This window comes from Mycobacteroides abscessus ATCC 19977, from assembly GCF_000069185.1.
Taxonomy (GTDB): domain Bacteria; phylum Actinomycetota; class Actinomycetes; order Mycobacteriales; family Mycobacteriaceae; genus Mycobacterium; species Mycobacterium abscessus.
Genome location: NC_010397.1, coordinates 2,285,011 through 2,305,448, shown reverse-complemented (window position 1 = coordinate 2,305,448; position 20,438 = coordinate 2,285,011). Strand labels below are relative to the sequence as shown.

6 protein-coding genes are annotated in these 20,438 nt (G+C 63.3%); all 6 read right to left on the bottom strand.

Going from position 1 to position 20,438, the window contains the following annotated elements; genetic code table 11:
- Positions 1 to 38: 38 nt before the first annotated feature.
- Positions 39 to 977, bottom strand: a complete 939-nt coding sequence (locus tag MAB_RS11525) for a methionyl-tRNA formyltransferase (protein WP_005086043.1) — start codon at positions 975 to 977, stop codon at positions 39 to 41.
- A gap of 120 nt (positions 978 to 1,097) precedes the next feature.
- Positions 1,098 to 1,898: a class I SAM-dependent methyltransferase gene (locus MAB_RS11520; protein WP_005086044.1), complete on the bottom strand. Its 801-nt coding sequence runs from the start codon at positions 1,896 to 1,898 to the stop codon at positions 1,098 to 1,100.
- A gap of 64 nt (positions 1,899 to 1,962) precedes the next feature.
- Positions 1,963 to 7,920 carry a condensation domain-containing protein gene (locus MAB_RS11515; RefSeq protein ID WP_005110759.1) on the bottom strand — a complete coding sequence of 1,986 codons (5,958 nt, stop codon included), beginning with the start codon at positions 7,918 to 7,920 and terminating at the stop codon, positions 1,963 to 1,965.
- Positions 7,917 to 12,962 carry a type I polyketide synthase gene (locus MAB_RS11510; RefSeq protein WP_005086046.1) on the bottom strand — a complete coding sequence of 1,682 codons (5,046 nt, stop codon included), beginning with the start codon at positions 12,960 to 12,962 and terminating at the stop codon, positions 7,917 to 7,919. The genes MAB_RS11515 and MAB_RS11510 overlap by 4 nt, the downstream gene beginning before the upstream one ends.
- Positions 12,959 to 16,732, bottom strand: a complete 3,774-nt coding sequence (locus tag MAB_RS11505) for a type I polyketide synthase (protein WP_005088747.1) — start codon at positions 16,730 to 16,732, stop codon at positions 12,959 to 12,961. The genes MAB_RS11510 and MAB_RS11505 overlap by 4 nt, the downstream gene beginning before the upstream one ends.
- Positions 16,733 to 16,740: 8 nt before the next feature.
- On the bottom strand, positions 16,741 to 20,109 hold the full coding sequence (locus MAB_RS11500) for a non-ribosomal peptide synthetase (RefSeq protein ID WP_012296527.1): 3,369 nt from the start codon (positions 20,107 to 20,109) through the stop codon (positions 16,741 to 16,743).
- Between the last annotated feature and the right edge of the window lie 329 nt (positions 20,110 to 20,438).

Below are 20,438 nucleotides of genomic sequence, written 5' to 3'. Positions count from 1 at the left end.
ATCCCGTGCTACAGCGCCCCCACAGCGCTGCGGCGAGATCAGTTGCCGCCGTCTAGGTATCCGCCGCGACGAAAGTACTCTTCCCCACTGACTTCGCTTCCGTCAGCACGCCGAATACGTGTAATGACCAATCCACGGTTTGCGGCGCGATGAGCGCCGGGTCCGCACACCACAGCGCCGCCCTGTTCCTGGACCGTCACTCGCCCCGGCGTGCCGCCGTAGCGGGCCTCGGACACACGCGCCTCCAAAACCTCTATCCGCTCCGTATTGTAGAAAGCGAACGCACGAGGATACGGCTCGGACAGCGCACGAACAAACCGTTCCAGATCCTCCGCCGGCCACGCCCAGTCCAGCGCGCTATCCTGCTCAGATCGCTTGTGGCAGAAGGTTCGTTCAGCCTTGTTCTGCGGCCGCCAGGCGGCCGAGCCGGACTCCAGCGCATTCAGCGCCTCCGCCAGCACACGCGGGATCAGTTCCATCCCTCGCAGCACCAACTCGGTGCCGGTATCGGTGGGGCCGATCGGCAGTGAACGCTGTACCAGGATGTCACCCGTATCGAGCCCGCTGTCCATTCGATGCACGGTCAGTCCAAACTCGGACTCACCACTGATCAATGCCCATAGCACCGGTGAGAATCCAGTAAATTTCGGCAGCAACGAATCGTGGAAGTTCAAGGTGCCGTATGGCGGTAAATCGTATAGCTCGACCGGCATCCGGTTGTACCAGCTATTGACGACGATGACGTCTGGATCGACACTCCGGACCAGATCGATCGTCTCGGCGTCGACCCTCTTGGTGAAATGCGCAGGTATGCCGTGTTCGCGCGCGAGTTCCTCGACCGGAGCTGCCCAAATCGCTTTGTAGGCATCCTCGCTCATGGGATGAGTGACCGCAAGTACGATCTCATGCCCCAGATCTATCAATGCCTGCAAAGTCCGGTAACCCCATGTTTGATACCCGAAAAACACTACGCGCATATCGTTCCTTTCCATTCTTCGCCGCTGCCCAACACGCCGATTTACGAACCCGACTGATAGCCAGCATTTTTCGATGATTCGATAACAGAGCTCGCCACCCAGACGAGGGGACTATCTGCCTTACGCTTTCAGATGCGCCACCGCCGGCAACATGCCGCGCAGCGCGGGAATCCGCAGGAACAGCGGCTTGATGACATTCAAGGCTCCGTGGACGGCACCGAAACTCTGGACCTCGACGCTGGAAATACCTGTATGCCATCGCCGTAGTAACGGGGCGATGGCATCCCACTTGATACCCCATGGCGCAGCGGGAAACTCGTAGTTTTCGGTCGGCTTGTAGCCCTTGACCATTTTTTGGGATATGGCAGGCGAAATCGTGTCGAAGACAATTTCCACGCCCGGAAACCGGTCGATGATGGCGACAAGCAAGTGCCGAGCCTGCTCTTCGTGTAAGAACATCAGAAAGCTCTGCGCGGTAATGAGAACCGGGCCGGGGCCCACCTGCTCGAACCATGACACGTCGCAGGCATCCGCAGCAATGTAACGGCACCGCTCGGTGGGAGCCAGGAACTTTTCCCGCACTGCGATGACCTCGTCAAGGTCAAGGCATATCCACAAAACCGTTCCGTTATCGAGGCGATGGAACTGAGTTTCCAGACCAGCACCCAGCTCGACGATTGTGCCGCTAGGGTTCTCGGCCAGCCACTGACGAACCACGACGTCGAAGATTCGAGATTTCTCACCATGCAAGCCGGTCTGGTCTTTTCCAAACTTGCTTTCATAGGGGTAGTCGATGGATTCGAACAACTCGATACACCGCGGGTCCTTCAGGACGCCATCAGACCGTTGCGCTTCGTTCGCACGGGTGTACAGCGTCCACATTGCTGTCTCCGCTACACCGCTCAGGTCGATCTGTGCCATTTCGTCACTCCTCACATCAGTACTGAAAGAACTATCGGTACAAGTACGACATTCACCCGCACGCCTACCGTGCGCGGCGGCGCCGGCGCGCTTCCTGACGAATCCGGGCACGGCCGCTACCCACGCCGGCGTCAGCCACCGCCACTGGTTCGGGATCGCTCGGATCGCTGGCGAACTCGCGGCTGGACAGGTAGACCGCCAGACTGGACACCGTCGGATACCGGAACAGGTCCACAAGGGCGATCTGGCACCCGAATTCCTCCTGCACCAGCCGCTGCGCCAACGCCAGTAGTACCGAGTTTCCGCCGATATCGAAGAAGCTGTCAGTCACTCCGAAGTGATCGGATCCGAGCACCCGCCGCCAGATCCCGGACACCCGCCGTTCGGTCTCATCACGCGCCGCCACGAACGTGCGGGCCACGCCGGCGGACTGGACCCGGGTGGGCACGATGGCGTCGTACTTGTCGCGGAGCGGCATATCGGCGAACCCCGGTACCGCCTCCGCCAGGTCTGCCACCAGCACCTGACCTGCCGGTGCCACACCGCTCAACCGAGCACGAATCGCGGGCTTGGTGTCATCCAGGCCGACCAACACATGCGGCTCGTCGTGGGCCAGTGCGACCAGCAGCGAGTTCAGCGCCGCGACGCGGCCGACGACGCGGTATCCCCTGGCCCGAGTGCCCTCGACGTGCTCTACCTGGGCCGACATCCCGACGCGGTCCCACATTGTCCACGCAACGCTGTGCGCGGCAATACCACACGTACGGCGCTGATAAAGGGCAAAGGCATCCAGATAGGCGTTCGCGACCGAGTATCCGCCGACGGTGGAACCGCCAAAGAATCCATTGACCGACGAGAAGGAGACAAAGCGAATACCGGGGCGGTGCAAGGCAATAGCATGCAGTGCGCGCGCTCCGCCGACCTTAGCCCTTGCGATATCGGCGAACTCCGCATCAGTCATCGCGGCCAACGATTGTTCGCGATAGATACCGGCCAGATGCCAGATGCCGGCCAGCTGGATGCCCCACGCGTTCTCTGCTGCCGTGACCGCATCCCATACCCGGCCGGTATCGCACACGTCCGCGACCTCGAGGCGAACCGAGGCACCTCCTGCGATATCGCATAATCTTCGATACGCCGCCAACTGCCGTTCATCGGGGTCGCGATGCCCCACGAGCAGCACCCGGCCGTCGAAGCGCTCTATCAGCATCCGCGCCAACTCGTAGGCCAGCCCACCCAATCCCCCGCTGATCAGATGCACAGCGCCGGAAGGAATCTGCGCAGCCAACGTGGCGTCATCAGGCAGCCGTTGCAGCCCCTTCACCCAACGCACGCCGTCCCGATATGCAACCTCGATGTCATTCGTGGCGTAACCCAGTTCACCCACGATGTCATCGGCACCGGCAGCCAGATCGCGGGGGTCCAGATCGATGAAGCGGACTCTCAACCCCGGCATCTCGGCCACTGCGCTACGCAGCAACACCGGAATCGGGGCAAGCTCGGGATCCGCCATGTCCGTATTCGCGACCCGCTCAATGCCCCTACCGACCACATACACTGCCGGTGGCGGCTCGTTGAAACGCCCGTTGGTGACACTTCGAACTATGCGCGCCACATCGAGAAGGCTTCCTGCCAACAGTTCTGGATGATTCTTCGCCTTCGCGTCGTCTTCCTGCGGTGCGGCTAGGTACACCACGGTCTGCACTGCGCCCACCCCGGCCGGCCGGTCGGATCTCTCGGCAACATCCGCTACGGCGGCACACACCACGTGTGCACCCTGTGCACGCAACCGATCTGCCAGTAGGGAGCCAAGGGCACCCGAATCACCCAATAGCAGCACCGCGCCGTCAACGGGGACACTGGGCCGCAAACGATCGCGCCGGTGCCATAGCGGCCGGAAGAACCAGTTCGGGATGGTGTCTGTGGGCGCGCCAGACGTACGCACCCTGCGCACGATATCGGCGAACTTGCCCTCAGCGAACTGTTGTCTTAGCAGGTTGCGTTGAATCTTGCCGATGTCCGTTTTCGGGATGCTCTCCGGCGGAACAGGAATGAGCAGATCGGGGTTGGGACCGACCGCCAGCACGCGGGCACGGACATCGGCGAGCACATCCTCTTCCGCCACTGCCGCCTGGGCACTGAACACGATGGCCAGGCCGTCGGTATCGCTGCCCGGCAACCTCACCGCGATCGCTGCCACGTAACTGCTTATCACCAAAGGTGACTCCTCCACCGCCGACTCGATCGCATGGCAGGAGTAGTTCACGCCGTTGACGATGATGATGTCCTTGGCCCGGCCGGTGAGCGTCAGCACACCGGCCCGAATACGGCCAAGATCGCCCGTGTCGAACCAACCGTCGGTAGCGAATGCTTCCGCGGTACGTTCTGGGTCGGCATAGTATCCGCGCGTAACCGTAGGCCCGCTGATCTGCACCCGCCCGATCTGCCCCTCGGGCACAACCGAGCCGTCCATATCGGCCACCCGCAGCCGAGTGCCCGGTATCGGCCCGCCAAGATCAGTGAATTCATCGGTGTCAGCGGTGGTTTCTATCGAAAAGTTCTGGGAGAAGACCACTCCCGATGAGGTTTCCGACATACCCCACGAAGGCCGCATGGCATTGCGTGGCAGGCCGAAGCCCTCCATCATGCGCAGGAATCGTCGTGCGACGCGTGGCACAATCGCCTCGCCACCATTGAGAATGAAGCGCAGACGGGTCAGGTCGAACTGCGCGGCGTCTGGCGTCTCGGCGAGTCGATCGGCGATCAGTCCGAATGCGAAATTCGGCGCCCATGTGTTCGTCACCCCGTAACGGTCTGCGATGGTCAACCAGCGCAGTGGATCCGCCAGCACCCACGAGGTGGCCGCATGCACCTGTCGGCAATGCACATATACGTCTTGCAGATGCGACATGACGATGCCGCCTACATGCTCCAGCGGCATCCAATTGAAGGAGATATCTTCTGGACCAAACGCATTGCTTTGCGCGGTCGACGCCGAGCGACTCAGGATATTGCGGTGCGACAGCTGCACCCCCTTAGGCTGTCCCGTACTGCCGGACGTCAACAGGAGCAACGCGACCTCATCGGGATCGGGCTCATGGTGATCGGTGTCCGGTTCGTGTGTCAGCAGATCGCCGATCAGGAGAACTCGCGCGCCCTGGTGCGCTACCGGCTGCGGGATTTCGCCGACAATCAGCGGCTGTTTCAGTGTGTGCCAGGCCGCCGCCACTTTCTCGGTGCCGCCGACCACGTTCGGGGCCACCGGCACCGGCACGATACCGCCAAGGAAACATCCCCAGATCGCGGCGACAAAGTCGTCGTTGCGGGACAGATGAACAATCGCCAGATCTCCCGGAGCCATTCCCACGGCTCGCAGTCCGCCGAGTACCCGCTGCGCGGAATCGAGTACTTCCGCATAGTTCAGTGTGCGCTCAGTACCCGATTCATCGAGGAAGACAAGCTCTGTCGTAGCTGCTTCACGTGCCGCTCGGGTCAGCGCGCCGGGCAGAGATGCAACTACCGGTATCACCGCGGGCCCGCCATGGAGCACGGAGGGCTCCTGGCCGCCGGGCTGCGCCCCGGGAGCCGCCGGTGCTTGCTTGGCCGGTGGATTCGGGTCGCCTACGAGAACGCTTGGCGCCTCGTCTATATCGGGCACGGCCCGCACCATGGTGGCTTCGGGGAGCCGTGCCGACCATTGCTCGACCAGCTCATCGTCAATCACCGGTAAACGGGCCAACGCCGCGCTATCGAGCGCTCCGGCCGGGGTAACCGGTAACGCGGCAACGGGAACGAATGCCCGCGGCACGAGCAGCGGAGGCAGCACGGTTCGCGCGATCTCCGCGAGCCGGCGCGTGCTGGCCGGAGCGGAAGTTGCGACGTAAGCAACCAACTCGGCGGTACCCGAGTTGATCCGCCGCGACAATACCGCGCAATCGTCGACCAATTCGTGATCAATCAGCACGGCTTCGACAGTGGTCAGGTCCGCCCAGCGGTTACCGTCCCAAACGCACCCCCTTACGGTGTGCGCAATCTCCACCGAGGAGTCTCGGCGCATTCGTGCCTGAATTCCCGTAGGCAGCACGCCTTCGCCGGGCCGGCCGATGCACAGCTCACCTAGTACACCAGGTGGCGCCGATCGGCCGTCTGCGGTCAGCACAGCACGTGAGGCCGGAGCGTCGTTCTTTAAATCTATTCTGCCGGAATACAACAACGCGACGAGAAGCTCGGCGAGGCTGCTGTCGAGAAGCCCAACCGCCGCATCCGTGTTCAGCGTCTCGGACTCGCCCATCGCGCGAATACCGGTCGCCGCGGCGTCGGCGACCGTGGCGTCGTCCACGACCGCTGTGGGCGCCAGCTGTCGCAACGAGTGTTCCCGATACGGCGCCGGCAGCGACGCCGGTAGCCACACCAGCCGCCCTGCACCAGCGGACACCGCTGCCACCACCGCAGCCACGAGGTCCGATCCTCGTTCGAACCCAAGCACAACCGTCCCGCCGCGTACACCTGGCATGGCGGCCACCAATTGTGCTGCCGTCTTGCGCAAGTGGGCATGTGTGATCTCCACACCGGCATCGACGATCGCCACCGAGTTTTCGGCATGCCGGAACATCGGTGCCAGGCTCTGCACCACCAGCGCCTCGCCGGCACCGAGGGGCAGGTGGCCTATCGGCAGGTGGGGCGACGCGAGCGCCGCACGCAACAGTGCGGTGTAGTCGTCACGCATCTGCTCTACCGTGGCGGCATCGAATAATTCGGTGCTGTACACGAACTGCACCCCGATGCGATCTCCGAGGGGCCAGAAGTGCATTTCCACATCGGCCCGAGTGGTGCCTGTCGGCACTCCGACGAAGGAAGCCCGCGTTCCGGCGAAGTCGAGGTCGACCGGTGGCGGACTCTGCATCGCGAACAGCACAGCCACCATCGGGTTGCGTCCGGGAAGCCTCGTAGGAGCAACCTCGTCGATGATCTGTTCGAGAGGCAGTTCCTGGTGCTCGTAGGCTCCCAGGGTTACCTCGCGGACGTGGCTTACCAAGGCCGCGAAACCGGCGTTCGGGTCGACCCGGGCACGCAACGGAACGGTGTTCACGAACAACCCGATGAGCGCGGAGACCCGGTGGTCTTCCCGGTTCGCCATCGGGGCGCCCACAACCTGGTCATCAGATCCGCTGTAGCGGTACAACAGTGCGTAGAACGCTGCGAGCAGCGTCGCGAAGATTGTCGCGTCCCTGTCGCGCCCGAATGCGGCAATCACTGCCGTATCCGAAGGCGACAGCGTGAAGTCGACGGTAGCTCCGTGAAACACGTTGCGCGAAGGGCGGTCGCGGTCGAACGGCAGCGCTGGTGCGCTCAAGTCCCCTGCCAACTGCGACCGCCAGTACGCGAGATGACGCTCTCGCGTAGGTGCCGACATGAGCTCGTGCTCTTGCTCGGCCAAGTCGCCGATCTGCAGCTCCAATGACGGCAATGCCGCAGGAATACCCCCGACTTCGGATGCGTAGAGTTCGCGCAGTTCCTTGCATATGACACCGATGGACCAGCCATCGACGATGATGTGGTGCATCGTCAACACCAAAAGGTATTCACCGTCCTGCACGTCGAGCAGATGTGCCCGCAGCAGCGGTCCGCTGCTCAGGTCGAACGGGGTGCACACCAGCTCAAGCACCGCCGTGCGCACCTCGGGACGCGCTATGGGCGGTAACGAGTGCGCCGCGGAGGATTCGATTGCCGTCAACGGAACCGGTACCGCCGAGTCGGCAGCCACCGCCTGCATCACTTCGCCCTCCACCTCGACGAAGGTTGTCCGCAGGATCTCGTGTCGGGAAACCATTCCCGCGAGCGCGCGCTGGAGCGCGTCACGGCGCACCGCTCCGCGGAAATGCAGGACGATCGGGACGTTGTAATAGTGGCTGCCGGGTTCCAGCCGACTCAGGAACCACATGCGCTGCTGCGCGAAGGACGCCCGGAAGAGAATGATCTCCTCACCCGACTCAGGTGCGGGACGGTAGTCGACGGCTGTCACTCGTGCACTCCCTCAAGCAGTATGACGCCGTCCGCGGTACGCCGCGCGGCACGTCCGCGACGTGCGGGCGGTGTGGGCGGAGTTGAAGCGTCTTGTTTCGTCGGCACATTCGTCATGGCTGCGGCGATATCGGCCACGGTTGTAGATTCGAGCAATTGCCGCATGCTTACTTCGATCCCTAGCGCATTGCGTTGTTCGGCGGCAATCTGCATGGCCAGTAACGACTCACCACCGAGTTCGAGGAAGCGGTCGTTTACGCCGATGCGGTCGTAGCCGAAGAAACGCCTCCAGATGGCGGCGATGCGTTCCTCCAGTTCCGAACGGGGTGCGCAGTACTCCGTCGCGAGTGTCGGCCGCTGATTGAATGACGAGTTCGCCGATGCCGATTCCTTCGGCATCGGTACCGATTCCTGCCCCTCGTGTGCCGCTGTGGCCGTCGGACCACACAGTGCTATCGCGGGCACCGCGGGCGCGGTGAGTACCTCGGCCAATCGGTCTGGCGTCACCGCGCTCGCGCCGCAGGCCGAACTGTCGACAAAGGTCCAGTCCGCGACACCGGCCCGGTATCGGACCGCGAGGGTGCCATGGGCGTACGCCTCGGTCATCGCGGCGTCGATGGATTCCGTGCCCGGCCCGGTAAGCATCATGCGTTGCGCCGACGGTTCCGATGCCGCGATCTCCTCGATCGCGGCGACCGCCCGATCGAAGTCCGGATGCAGAGTGCGCACCGGCTCCGGACGTTCGGCGATAATCAGCGCATGGTCACCTGCCGGACCGGAGTCATAGATGGTCGAACCGGCGAATCCGTTGGCGTCAAGCAACGCCGCCCACTGCTGCGGCGCCACCAGCGGTGAATCGGTCCGCATGTCGTCGTCGAAATCGAGCCAACCGGTCAACAGCGGATCGATCAGTGAGTCGCCGCGCCCTTCACACGTGGCTTCCAGTATGAACACCAGGCCGCCGGGGGCGGTGAATGCGGCGGTATTGCGAATAGCGCCAGTCAGGTCCGGTGCCACATGCAACACATTGAACGCCAGGACGACGTCGAACGCATCGAGCGGCACACTCTGTCCGGCCGGATCCGCGACAATATCGAGCGCGGCGAAGCGTACGAAATCCAGCCCCTCCGATTCGGCCTGCTGCTGAGCGGCCACCACAAAGGACCGGCCGATATCGGTGACGTGGTATTCCACCGCGCCGGGCGGCAGGCCGCGCAGCGCATGAATCACCGGCCACGTCAAATAACCTCGGCCCGCACCGATTTCAAGAACGCGCAGCGGTCGCGCCGGGGAGGCGTTCACGGCCAGCCCGGCGAGCGTCCTGCCGATCAAGTCGCGGTATGTAGCGAAATCGCTGTGCACGATGCGTTGTTCGGTAACGGTCCGATACAGACCGTCATCCCCGCCCGGCGTGACGACCTCATTGCCGGCAATCCGCCCACGCAGGACGTCGTCATATCCCCCGACGCATTGGTCGAGTAGCTGGGCCCATGACGCCAGCTCGGGATGGTCGGCGCACCAGCGCCCGAGGTCTGGCACGGCCGTAGGTGCCTCCTTGAGGACCCGCAGCCTGCCGTTCTCGCTGGCAACGATTCCGTCCTCGCTCAAAATGCGGATAAACGCGTCCACCATCTTGTGGTAGTCCGGCACCACTCCCAGTCGGGCAATCAACTCGGCGCGTGAGAACTCGGCTCCTGGTGTCAGGGCTACACCCGCGCTTCGCAAGTGCGCACATACGTGCCGGGTGCACAAGTCGTCCAGCGCATTCGACGCCGATGCCGATCCCTGGACGGCCCCAACCTCAATCGACTCTCCACGCAAGTCTGCAGCGGCGTTCGACCACGCTGCCGCGGTCCCCTGGACGGGCTCGCCGTCCAGGATCCAGCGTCGCCCGTTGCGATAGGCGACCGTCCGATTGACGCCGGGCACGGAGAGTTCCGCAATCAGCGTTCGAACATCAGGCCGGTCCATGTCCACCACATCCACGGTGCGCGCTTCGGCGCTACGCCGTAGCCATTGGGCCGCGCCGAACGCGAGCCATTGGCGGGCATCGAGCTCTTCTGCCCCGGTGACATCGAAGGCGTTGGACAGGCACACGTGCACCGACACCCCTGAACCCGCGACATCCACGGCATCCACCAATTGCGCGTACCGATCGCGGTCAATCCTCGCTGCGTGGGCATCGCCAAGGAAGACCACGTGCTCGTATTCGCCCGAGGCGGGTGCCAGCCCCGGCTCCAGCAGATCGACAGCGGTGCCGATTGTTTCGGCGAACTCGGCGGCGAACTGACGAGCCTCCGTCCCCTCGCCGACCAGAACCAGCCAACGCGCCGTGGGCAACTCCGCAGCGGGAATCACCGGTGTGGTGCTGCGCCACACCGGGACAGTCGCCTCTGGACTGGCGATCGGCTGTATACCGTCGGACGGGGCGATCCAGTATCGCTGCCGCTCGAAGGGATAGCCCGGCAGTTCGACACGTGCCGGACGCCGGCCGCCCGAGAACAGGCTCCAGTCGATGTCGACGCCGTACTCCCATGCCTTTCCCACGGCCGCAAGCAATGCGCGCCGGTCGCTCCGCCGGTCGTCGCGGTGCCGCATCGTGGCGAAAGCCGCGAATGAGGCGTCACCTTGCGGCTGGGCAAGTCTGGTCAAAGTCTGGCCGGGGCCAACCTCCAGCAGGACGGCATCTGGTAAGCCGGCCAGCTCACCGAATCCCGCGGCCAATTGCACCGGCTCACGGCTGTGCCTGATCCAGTAACCCGGATCGATCGCCTCTTCCGGCCGGATCCAGGTACCCGTGACATTCGATAGGTACGGTACTCGCGGCGGGCGCAGCGTAACACCGGCCAAGATATCCGCGAACTCGCCGAGCACGGGGTCCAACTCTGGAGAATGCACGGCCATCGATACCCGCACGCGCTGGAATTGCACGCCACGTATTTCCAATTCCTGTTCCAGTGCCCCAATTTCGGCAGCTGGTCCGGAAACGGTGCACGAGGATGCGTCGGTGATACCGGAAACAACGAGCCGACCGCTCAACAACGGCGTGACATCGGCTGTCGGCAACAGGATGCTCGTCGTGGCACCACCCATTCGGGCGAACAACCGTCCGCGCGCCGAAACCAGCGGCAGGACTTGATCAATATCGATTACGCCGGACAGGCATGCCGCTGTGTATTCGCCGAGGCTGTGCCCGAGCATCGCGTTCGGTGTCAGCCCCCAGGCCGCAAGCTGAGTCGCCAGTGCGTACTCGGTGGCCACCACGGCCGGGAAGACGACATCGAGCCGCTGCTCATCGAGCCCCCCGTCCCCATATAGATGGCTGCGCAGGTCGATATCGCAGTGCTGCACCAGGATCTGAGCGCACTGATCGATCGACGACCGGAAGACCTCCTCGGTTTCGTAAAGTCCACGGCCCATCCCGACGTACTGCGCCCCGCCTCCCGGCAACAACAAAACCAGCGGTACCGCTCCGTCACTAGCGCGGGTCGCCTGCGCAGGAGCCGTCAGCAGCGACACCGCCTGCTTCGCCGACCCACACACCACCGAACGCCGATAGGGCAGTTTTCGGCGGCCCCATTGCAGAGTGTCGGCAACATCTGCTGGATCGACTTCACTATTGCTACGGACATAATCGGCCAGTTGCTTGGCTTGTTGGTCCAGCGCTGACGGGGTGGCGGCCGACAAAACCAGCAAGGACTCGAGGCCGCCATCGGTCCCGGGGGACTCAGCCTCGACGTGATCCGGTGCCTGTTCCAGCACCACGTGCGCGTTGGTGCCGCCGATCCCGAAGGCGCTCACACCAGCGCGGCGCGGTCCGTCTCCCTCGGGCCAGTCCACAGTGTCGGCCGCCACGCGGAACGGACTACCGGCCAGGTCCAGCAGCGGATTCTCGGCGCTGTAGTGCAGATTCGCGGGTATTACGCCATGCTCGATGGACAGCACGGCCTTGATGAGCCCCGCCACCCCGGCTGCGGTGTCGGTATGACCGATATTCGTCTTGGCGGAGCCCAGCATGCAGTAGCCAGTCCGATCAGTGGATTCCCGGAACGCCTTGGTCAGCGCCGCCACTTCGATGGGATCGCCCACCGGCGTACCCGTCCCATGTGCCTCGACCATGCCGATCGAACTCGCCTCTACCCCGGCAACCGCGTGCGCCGCCATGATGACCTCGCTCTGGGCAGTGACACTGGGGGCGGTGAACCCGGTCTTGTGCCGTCCGTCGTTGTTGACCGCGCTTCCCTTGACAACGGCCCGGATTCGGTCGCCATCGGCCAGCGCGTCGGACAGACGCTTGAGCAGCACAACTCCCACGCCGTCACCTGGAAACATGCCTGCCGCGGCGGCATCGAAGGCCCGGCACCGGCCATCAGGAGAGAGCGGCCCGTTAGGTGTGTGTCGATAACCCTTGCCCGGGTGAGGATTCAAGCTCACTCCACCGGCCAAAGCCAGGTCACATCGATAGTCCAGCAGTTCCTGACATGCCAGGTGTACCGCCACGAGCGACGTCGAACATGCCGTGCTGACCGCAATACTCGGACCGGTCAGATTCAGATGGTAGGAGACTCGGCCGGGAAGCGACCCCGGCGAATTGGCGAATCCGGCCGGCAATGCATCTGCCGAAGAAGGACTGACACCCAGATGGGGAAGCACATTGGCGATGAGGTAGCTCGATTGTCCGGAGCCCGCGTATACCCCGACCAGTCCCTCGTAGCGATCCGGGTCGTAGCCGGCCTGCTCGAACACGTGGTAAGCGCACTCGAGGAAGAGCCGATGCTGCGGATCGATCATCGCGGCCTCGGCCGGCGGGTAACCGAAGAATGTGGCGTCGAAGAGTTCGATTCCGTCAATAGCGGCCTCGCGGCGCACCCACCCGGGCGCCGCCGCCAGCCCATCCAAAGATCGTGCTCCTTCTCGTTTTTCCGAAAGTAGCGACCAGTACTTGTCGACGTCATCGGCTCCGGCGAAGCGGCACTGCATCCCGACGATGGCAATATCGGCCAGCCCTGTCTCGGTGGTCGGTGCATCCATCTCCACGGTCACTTAAGTTGTTCTCCCACCTTGCTGTTGATGGCACGGCGCTCTACCAATTCGGCAAGATCGGCGAGGGTCGCGCCCTGGTCCCAGAGTTCGGCTACCGATACCTTGATGTGGCAGCGCTCCCCTATCGCCGTGACGACGCGAGCCGCGATCAGGGAATCACCCCCCAGGTCGAAGAAGTTGTCGTCTGACTCAACACTCGGTACCCCAAGGGCCTCGCACCAGATCTGTTCCACCACAGCCGCATCCGGTACATCGGTCTGGGTGGACGCGGTCACCAACGGCACCTGCACAGCGGGCGCAATGGGTGCCTGCACCGGTTTGTCGAGAACAGAACGCGGCGGACTCATCCACAACCGCTCCCGTTCAAAAGGATAGGTGGGCAAGGGTACCCGTGGCCGTGATGCGCCGAAGTGCTGCCATGCCAGCTCGGCGCCACCCGCCCACAAGCGCCCGGCTGCCGCCAAGGCGACGGTCGCACTGTCGCCGGTCCGATCGCCCAGCATCGAAACAACTTCGGATGCCGGCGTATTCGCGGCAACAATGCCACGCAGGGTATGACCGGGACCGACCTCGACAAGCAGCGCGTCCGGGTACTCGGCACACAGCGTGGTCAGGCCGCGCGCGAACTGCACCGTCTCACGCAGCTGCCGACCCCAGTACTCGGGTTCGGTAGCCTGCGCCCCGGTGATCCAGGTACCCGTCACATTAGATATGAATGGGACCTGCGGCTGTTGTAACCGCATCCGCGCCACGGCGGCCGAGAAACTGCTGACCGCCGGGTCCACCAGCGCGGAGTGGAAGCCCCGATTCACCGGTAGGCGGGTACAACGCACACCCACATTCGCTCCCGTACTCAGGAGTGCCTCGATCCCCTCTTCCCTGCCGGCGACAACGATTTGCTCCGGGCCGTTGACAGCGGCCACCGACACTCCTTCGGGCAGCAGCGCGGAAACGACCTCGAGTGACCCGCCGACCGCGGCCATCGCGCCGGATGGGCACTGCTGGATCAGGTCACCGCGCCGTGCCGCCAGCTGAACTGCCTCCTCGATCGTGAATACTCCGGCAGCGCAGGCGGCGACCAGCTCACCGATGCTGTGGCCGAGCATGGCGACGGGTTGCACACCCCATGCACCGAGGAGCTGGGAAAGCGCGTATCCGACCGTGAACAGCGCGGGCTGTGTCAGGCGAGTCTGCATGAGCGCCGCGTCCGTGGCCTCATCTCCCTCGGCACACAACATCGTGCGCAGATCCACCCCGATCAACGGCTCGAACAGAGTTGCGCACTCATCGATGTGCCTGCGGTACATGGACGACGTCGTGTACAGCTGTTCGCCCATGCCACTGAACTGGCTGCCCTGCCCAGGAAACAGAAACACAACCGGCCGGGGCTTGTCCGCGGCGGTGCCGGTCCGAAATGGAGCATGCCCTGTGCCTTCGAGCACCTGTAGCGCCTCGGGCCTGTCCGCGCATACCGCGGCGAACCGATGGCTGAAAGCTCGCCGCCCCAGACGCAATGTGGCGGCAACAGCTGCCAGATCTTGTTCGGGATGCCGTGCCAGATGGTGCGCCAGATTCTTCCGGGCGGCCTCGAGAGCCGGAGCGGTGCGTGCAGAGAGCACCAGCAGGTGCGCGCCCTCTTGAGACTTGGGAGGCAGCTCGGCACGCGGCGGTTCCTGCAGTACGGCATGGGCATTGGTACCGCCCATGCTGTACGAACTGACACCCGCGCGACGCGGCTTTCCGCCCGGTGCATTCCAGCGCCGCAGCCTCGTCCCCACGTAGAAGGGGCTCTTTGAGAATTCGATCTGCGGGTTGGGCGCCGTGAAGTTGGCGGCGGGCGGATACATCCGGTGCTGAAACGCCAGCAAGACCTTGATAAGGGCGAGGACTCCGGACGCAGGTCCCGTGTGTCCGATATTCGGCTTCAGTGTGCCGAGCCGGCAGGCCTGTGTTCGCGTGTCCCCGGCTTCGCGAAAGGCTTTGTGCAAAGCGGCGATCTCGATCGGGTCGCCCAGGGGCGTACCGGTGCCGTGTGTCTCCACATAATCGACAGTCTGTGCCGGCACCTCGGCTACCGCCAGCGCCTCCGTGATGACCTCAACCTGACCACTGATACTGGGCGCCGCAAAGCCGGCCTTGTTTCCGCCATCGTTGTTGACGGCGGTTCCCCTGATAATTCCCAGTATCGAATCACCGTCCGCGACAGCGTTTGACGCACGTTTGAGCAGGACTATGCCGATGCCGTCACCGACCAACGTGCCGTCGGCGGACGCGTCAAATGCCCGGCACCGACCGGACGTGGAAATGGCTCCGCTCTCGGTAGCCACATATCCGGCAGTCTGCGGAAAGGTGATGGAGGCGCCACCGGCCAGTGCCATGTCAGATTCACCGGTCAAAACACTCTGTACCGCAAGGTGAATGGCAACCAGCGAGGTAGAGCAACCCGTGCCCAACGAGATACTGGGACCGCGCAAATTCAGCTTGTAGGAGACGCGGGGCGCCAGGAAATCGTTCTCGGTAGCCAGCGCGGTCTGCAGATATTCGGTTCCGTTGAGATTTCCGTAATCCGTTGACAGGACTGCCCTGTAGTACGTCGAACCGGCACTGCCTCCGAACACACCGACCGAGCCGTCGTACCGCTGCAGGTCATAACCTGCCGATTCGACGGCTTCCCAAGCGCATTCGAGGAAGAGCCGCTGCTGCGGATCAATTGAGCGCGCCTCGCTAGGAGCATATCCGAAAAACTTGGTATCGAAGTCGGCCACATCGGCCAGAATCGGCCGAACCCGCACCAATCGCGGATCGCGAAGTTCCTCGGGCGTGACACCCGCCGACAGCAGTTCCTCATCAGTGAACCGAGTGAGGGATTCCTCTCCCGCACAAAGATTCGTCCAGAACTCGTCGAGACTGGCGGCACCGGGCACCCGGGCAGCGATTCCGATCACCGCCACGTCGTCGTCCCGAACCTCGTGGACCTCACTGGCTTCCGACTCGCCGTCGAGTTCTGCCCACCACTGGCGCACGGTCTCCAGAACCGCGTCCCGCTCGGCGGCGAGGTAGAAATGTCCGCCAGGAAAGGTCGCCGATCGATAGCCACCTCGTGTCACGTCGGCCCAAAGATCCATATCCGCTGGATCGATCGCTTCATCATCGCCCCACAGCGCGAGAATCGGTGCATCCACTGGAGGTTTCGGCTCTGCCCGGTATTGCTCGACGAGGTGAAAATCTGCCCGCAGACCCGCAACGACCAGATCACGCAGCGCCGTTACATCGAACGCGCTGGCTTCACCCGTGGCGGCGCTCACCTCGCCCGTGGCCGAACGTCCGTACGCGACGAACGCTTCATCATCCATGTCCCGTAATCCGCGGCTACGGACCAGGTGCGGCGCCGTGTACGAGGAGACACATAACCGGAGCTGCCGAAATCTGTCCGCCGTCTCCAACCGCCGCGCGACCTCAAAGGCCACCAGTGCTCCCATGCTGTGGCCGAACAGATAAAGCGGCCGATCGCCCACGGTCAACAACGCCTCAGCCACACCGTCGGCGAGCGCGCCCAGACTCGACGGTAGTTGTTCGGAAATTCGGTCCTCGCGCCCCGGATACTGCACGACATGCACCGAGAAATCCGGATTGGTCAACCACGAGCGGTAGAAGGTCGCTCCACCGCCCGCATGCGGGAACACCACCAACGCGGGATGCCGATCGGGTTCGAAAGCTCCCCCCCGCAGCCATTTGCGCTGAAGTTCCGCCGCTGTTGAAGAGTGCTGCATCACTGGATCTACCGCCTTTGCCGTTGCTGTGATAGACGCTGAGCCCGGGCATCACGCCCACGCTCGGCTCGAGTGCGCGCGGCGACGAGCCCGCCGCCGTCCATTGATTCGGATTCGGTGCCCCCGTCGCGGGCGGCGTTCAGGTACGTGGCGAGCTCCGCGACGGTCGGATGTGCGTACAAATCGAGCAGCGATACAGAAAAACCAAGCTGCTCCGAAAGTTTGGCCTGAACGCGAGCCAGTAACAGCGAATGCCCGCCCATGTCGAAAAAGTTGTCGTCAACGCCGATGCGGGGAACCTTGAGCACCACGCGCCACAGGTCGACCAACACCCGCTCCATGGCGTACCTCGGTTCGAGGTAGGGCACGATCGCTGCGCTCACCTCGATGGGAATTCGCTGTATCGCAGCGCGATCGATCTTGCCCGACGCCAGCTCCGGCAACGTGTCGAGGATGGTTCCGGTCGGCGGCACGAGATGCTCCGGCAATCGTGTGCGTAGCCAGTCACGCAGTTGCAGCCAGGTCAGCGCCGGGTCATCGCTGGCACAGTAGCCGACCAATCGGTCGCCTTGCGCCATGACCACGGCGCGACGGACGCAGGGATGCGAGGTAAGCGCATTCTCGATCTCTTCCGGGGCGATCCTGCGACCCCGGATTTTCAACTGATTGTCTACCCGCCCAAGGAACTCGATGGTGCCGTCGGGCAGAAAGCGTGCCTGGTCGCCGGTCCGGTAGATGCGAGCGCCCGGGGTGCCGGACACCGGGTCTGCGACGAACCGCTCAGCGGTGCGCACCGGATCTTCGACGTATCCGCGTGCCAGTTGCACGCCTCCGATATACAACTCACCGGCAACACCGGGCGGCACCGGGCGTAGCAACGTGTCGAGGATGAAGACCTGGCTGTTGCCAATCGGGCTGCCGATAGTCACACCACGTCTGCGTGAACCGGACCGGTAGATCTCGTAGGTACACGCCACGGTTGCTTCGGTGGGCCCGTACCCGTGATACATGGGAACCGCGCAGGCAGAAAGAAACCGCTCAAGCAGCTCGGGGGTCAGCACCTCGCCGCCGGTCCACACCGAAGCCAACGAACGTGTCGCGTCGGCGAACTCGGGCCGATCCAGCATGGGGTCCAGCAGTGAGGGCACCAGATCGATGAACGTCACACCGGTGCGTCCGATCAGATCGAGCAAGTACGCAGGGTCCGACTCTGCCCCTGGCTTGGGCAGCACCACCCTGCCACCGCTGACCAGCGGCAGCAATATCTCGTTGATTCCCATGTCGAATCCCAGTGACGACTTGTGCAGTGCGACATCGCCGGCGCCGAATCCCAGGACATCGGCTTGCCACAACAGTCGGTTACAGATTCCTGCATGTGTCACCATCACCCCCTTCGGAGCGCCCGTGGAACCGGACGTGAAGACCACGTACGCAAGGTCGGACATCTGAGAGCCGAACGAAGGGGCGCGCGCAGCCCTTGCGCTCGGATGATTCTCATCCAGACTCAGCACCGGTATCTCCAGGCTCGGCAGCCGTAGCGCCGGGCCACCATGGGTGAGTACCGCCGCCAGGCGGGCGCTTGCGCAAACCTCGGCTATCCGGCTCGGCGGCCAGGCCGGTTCCAGCGGCACAAACGCGGCACCGGTCTTCAATACGGCAAGCAAGGCCACCGCGAGGTTCGTCGACCGCTCCATATTGATCCCGACAAGACTGTCGTAACCGATGTCGAGGGAACGCAACAACGAGGCCAGCCGTCCGGCATGCTCATCCAGCTGACCGTAGCTAAGGTGCGCGTCCTCGGTCACGACCGCCAGGGCATCCGGATTCTGTCGGACATGCCGCTCAAAAAGTTTGTGCAGTGGTGCACTGACGAGATGGCGGGTGTCGTCGGTGGCATTCCAGTCGTGAACAATGCGCTGGTGTTGACGCTCGGTGAGTAACGGGAAATCACGCACACACTGCCCTGGATTCGACACTCCATGGGCCAACACCGACGCAAGATGCTCCAACACTTGCTGTATGAATTCCGGCGCGTACTTTCCGGTGCGGAAGCTGGCCGCCAGGACTTGCCCGTCGACCAGGTCGATCGCGAGGTCGAACATCGACGTCGCATTGCGAAGTCTCAGATCAGTGGCCGTCGTTCCGGCTAGCTGCAATTGGCTCGTGACCGAGCGAGTCGCCGCGAACATGACCTCGAACAATGGTGAACGGCCGGTCGTTCTTTGCGGTGCAACCCGTTCAATGATCGTCTCGAAGGGGATGTCGCGGTTGTCGCAGGCTTCGAAGAACGCCGTTCGGGCGCGCCCCAGCAGATCCATAAAGGTGGTCTCGCCGTCGACGTTCAGCCGCATCGCCAGGGTATTGGTGAAATTTCCCCACACACCTTCGATTTCGGACGCATCGCGGATCAGTGCCGGTATCCCGATCACCACATCCGTTGCCTCCGTATACCGGTGCAGTACCGCGGCCAGTCCCGCAAGCGCAATCGTGAACGGCGTGGTCTTGTGCTCCTCAGCAAGATCTCGCAGTCCGGCGACAGCGGCATCCGGCAAAGCATGCCGGCACCGACCACTGGTTGTGCCGCGTTGCCCTGAAGACTGCGCCGTAACCGGAAAGCCAACAATGGCCGGCGCTGGGGTAAATCGGTCGACCCAGTACTGCAGCTGACCGTCGAGGTCACCGCGCCTGAGTCGTTGTTGTTCCCACACGGCGTAGTCCGCGTATTCGAGGTCCGGAGCCGTTGGCGCAGAGCCACTCTGACCCGTCTCGAAGGCGTACTGTCCGGACAGATCAGCGAACAACAGGTCCCAGGTGATCTCGTCCGCGGCGACATGGTGCAGCACCAGAATCAGAAAATGCGTATGGGCTGAGGCCCGCAAAAGCTCCGCTCGCACCGGGTTTTCCAAAGCCAGATCAAAAGGGCGATCAACAATCTCCCGCGTGCGGGTGTGCACCGCATCCTCAAGTCGCCCCGACGCATCGACATCGATGTCCACCACCGAAAGCGTGAAATCTGCAGCGTCCCCGATCAGTTGTATCAGCTCGCCATCAGCGCCATGCCCGCAACGCGTCCGCAAAATGGCGTGCCGTTCGACCAACTTGCCAAGACTCCTACACAACGCGCCGACATCGAGCGGTCCATCAATTCGGAGACCGACCGGCATGTTGTAGGCACCCTCGTCGGGAAAAAGGGTTTGCGCGAACCACATCCGCCGCTGCGTTGAAGATAGGGGGACCACAGCCATGGGCGATCGCGCCTGAACAGTCGTGTTCTGGGCGCCAGCGGCCGAGCCCGTGAGCCCACGTTCGGCCAGTACTGCCCGTAGCAATCGCAAGCGCTCCGCAGCGGCCGCGTTGCCTGCCCGGGACGTCGACATTCTTATGTCTCCTTTGTCCATTGACGCCGCATGATCACAGCGGGTTTGCACGATCGGGTTCGTACAGCGTTGGACGCAGAGCCGAAAGTGCTTCGGGGCAAAGTGGATTCACCCTCATGGCAAGTAGATAAGCCTATCGTTACTTTGGCAAGGCTAGCCTATATCAATCGATTTCGTTAGGGTCAGCTCAATGCGCCGCGCATGCGGGCCGCACGGGAGGCGCACAACGAAGGCCTCGACAATTAGGTAAGCCAATGCTAATTTACCCGAACTGATGAGTTGTTGGGGCAGGCCTTGAAATCACCGAAAGGCTGTGGGTTGAGTAGTCA

What these genes read in the sequence shown, in the direction of transcription:
- MAB_RS11525 (WP_005086043.1), bottom strand. Translation starts at nt 977, where the DNA reads ATGCGCGTAGTGTTTTTCGGGTATCAAACATGGGGTTACCGGACTTTG.
- MAB_RS11520 (WP_005086044.1), bottom strand. Translation starts at nt 1,898, where the DNA reads ATGGCACAGATCGACCTGAGCGGTGTAGCGGAGACAGCAATGTGGACG.
- MAB_RS11505 (WP_005088747.1), bottom strand. Translation starts at nt 16,732, where the DNA reads ATGCAGCACTCTTCAACAGCGGCGGAACTTCAGCGCAAATGGCTGCGG.
- MAB_RS11500 (WP_012296527.1), bottom strand. Translation starts at nt 20,109, where the DNA reads ATGTCGACGTCCCGGGCAGGCAACGCGGCCGCTGCGGAGCGCTTGCGA.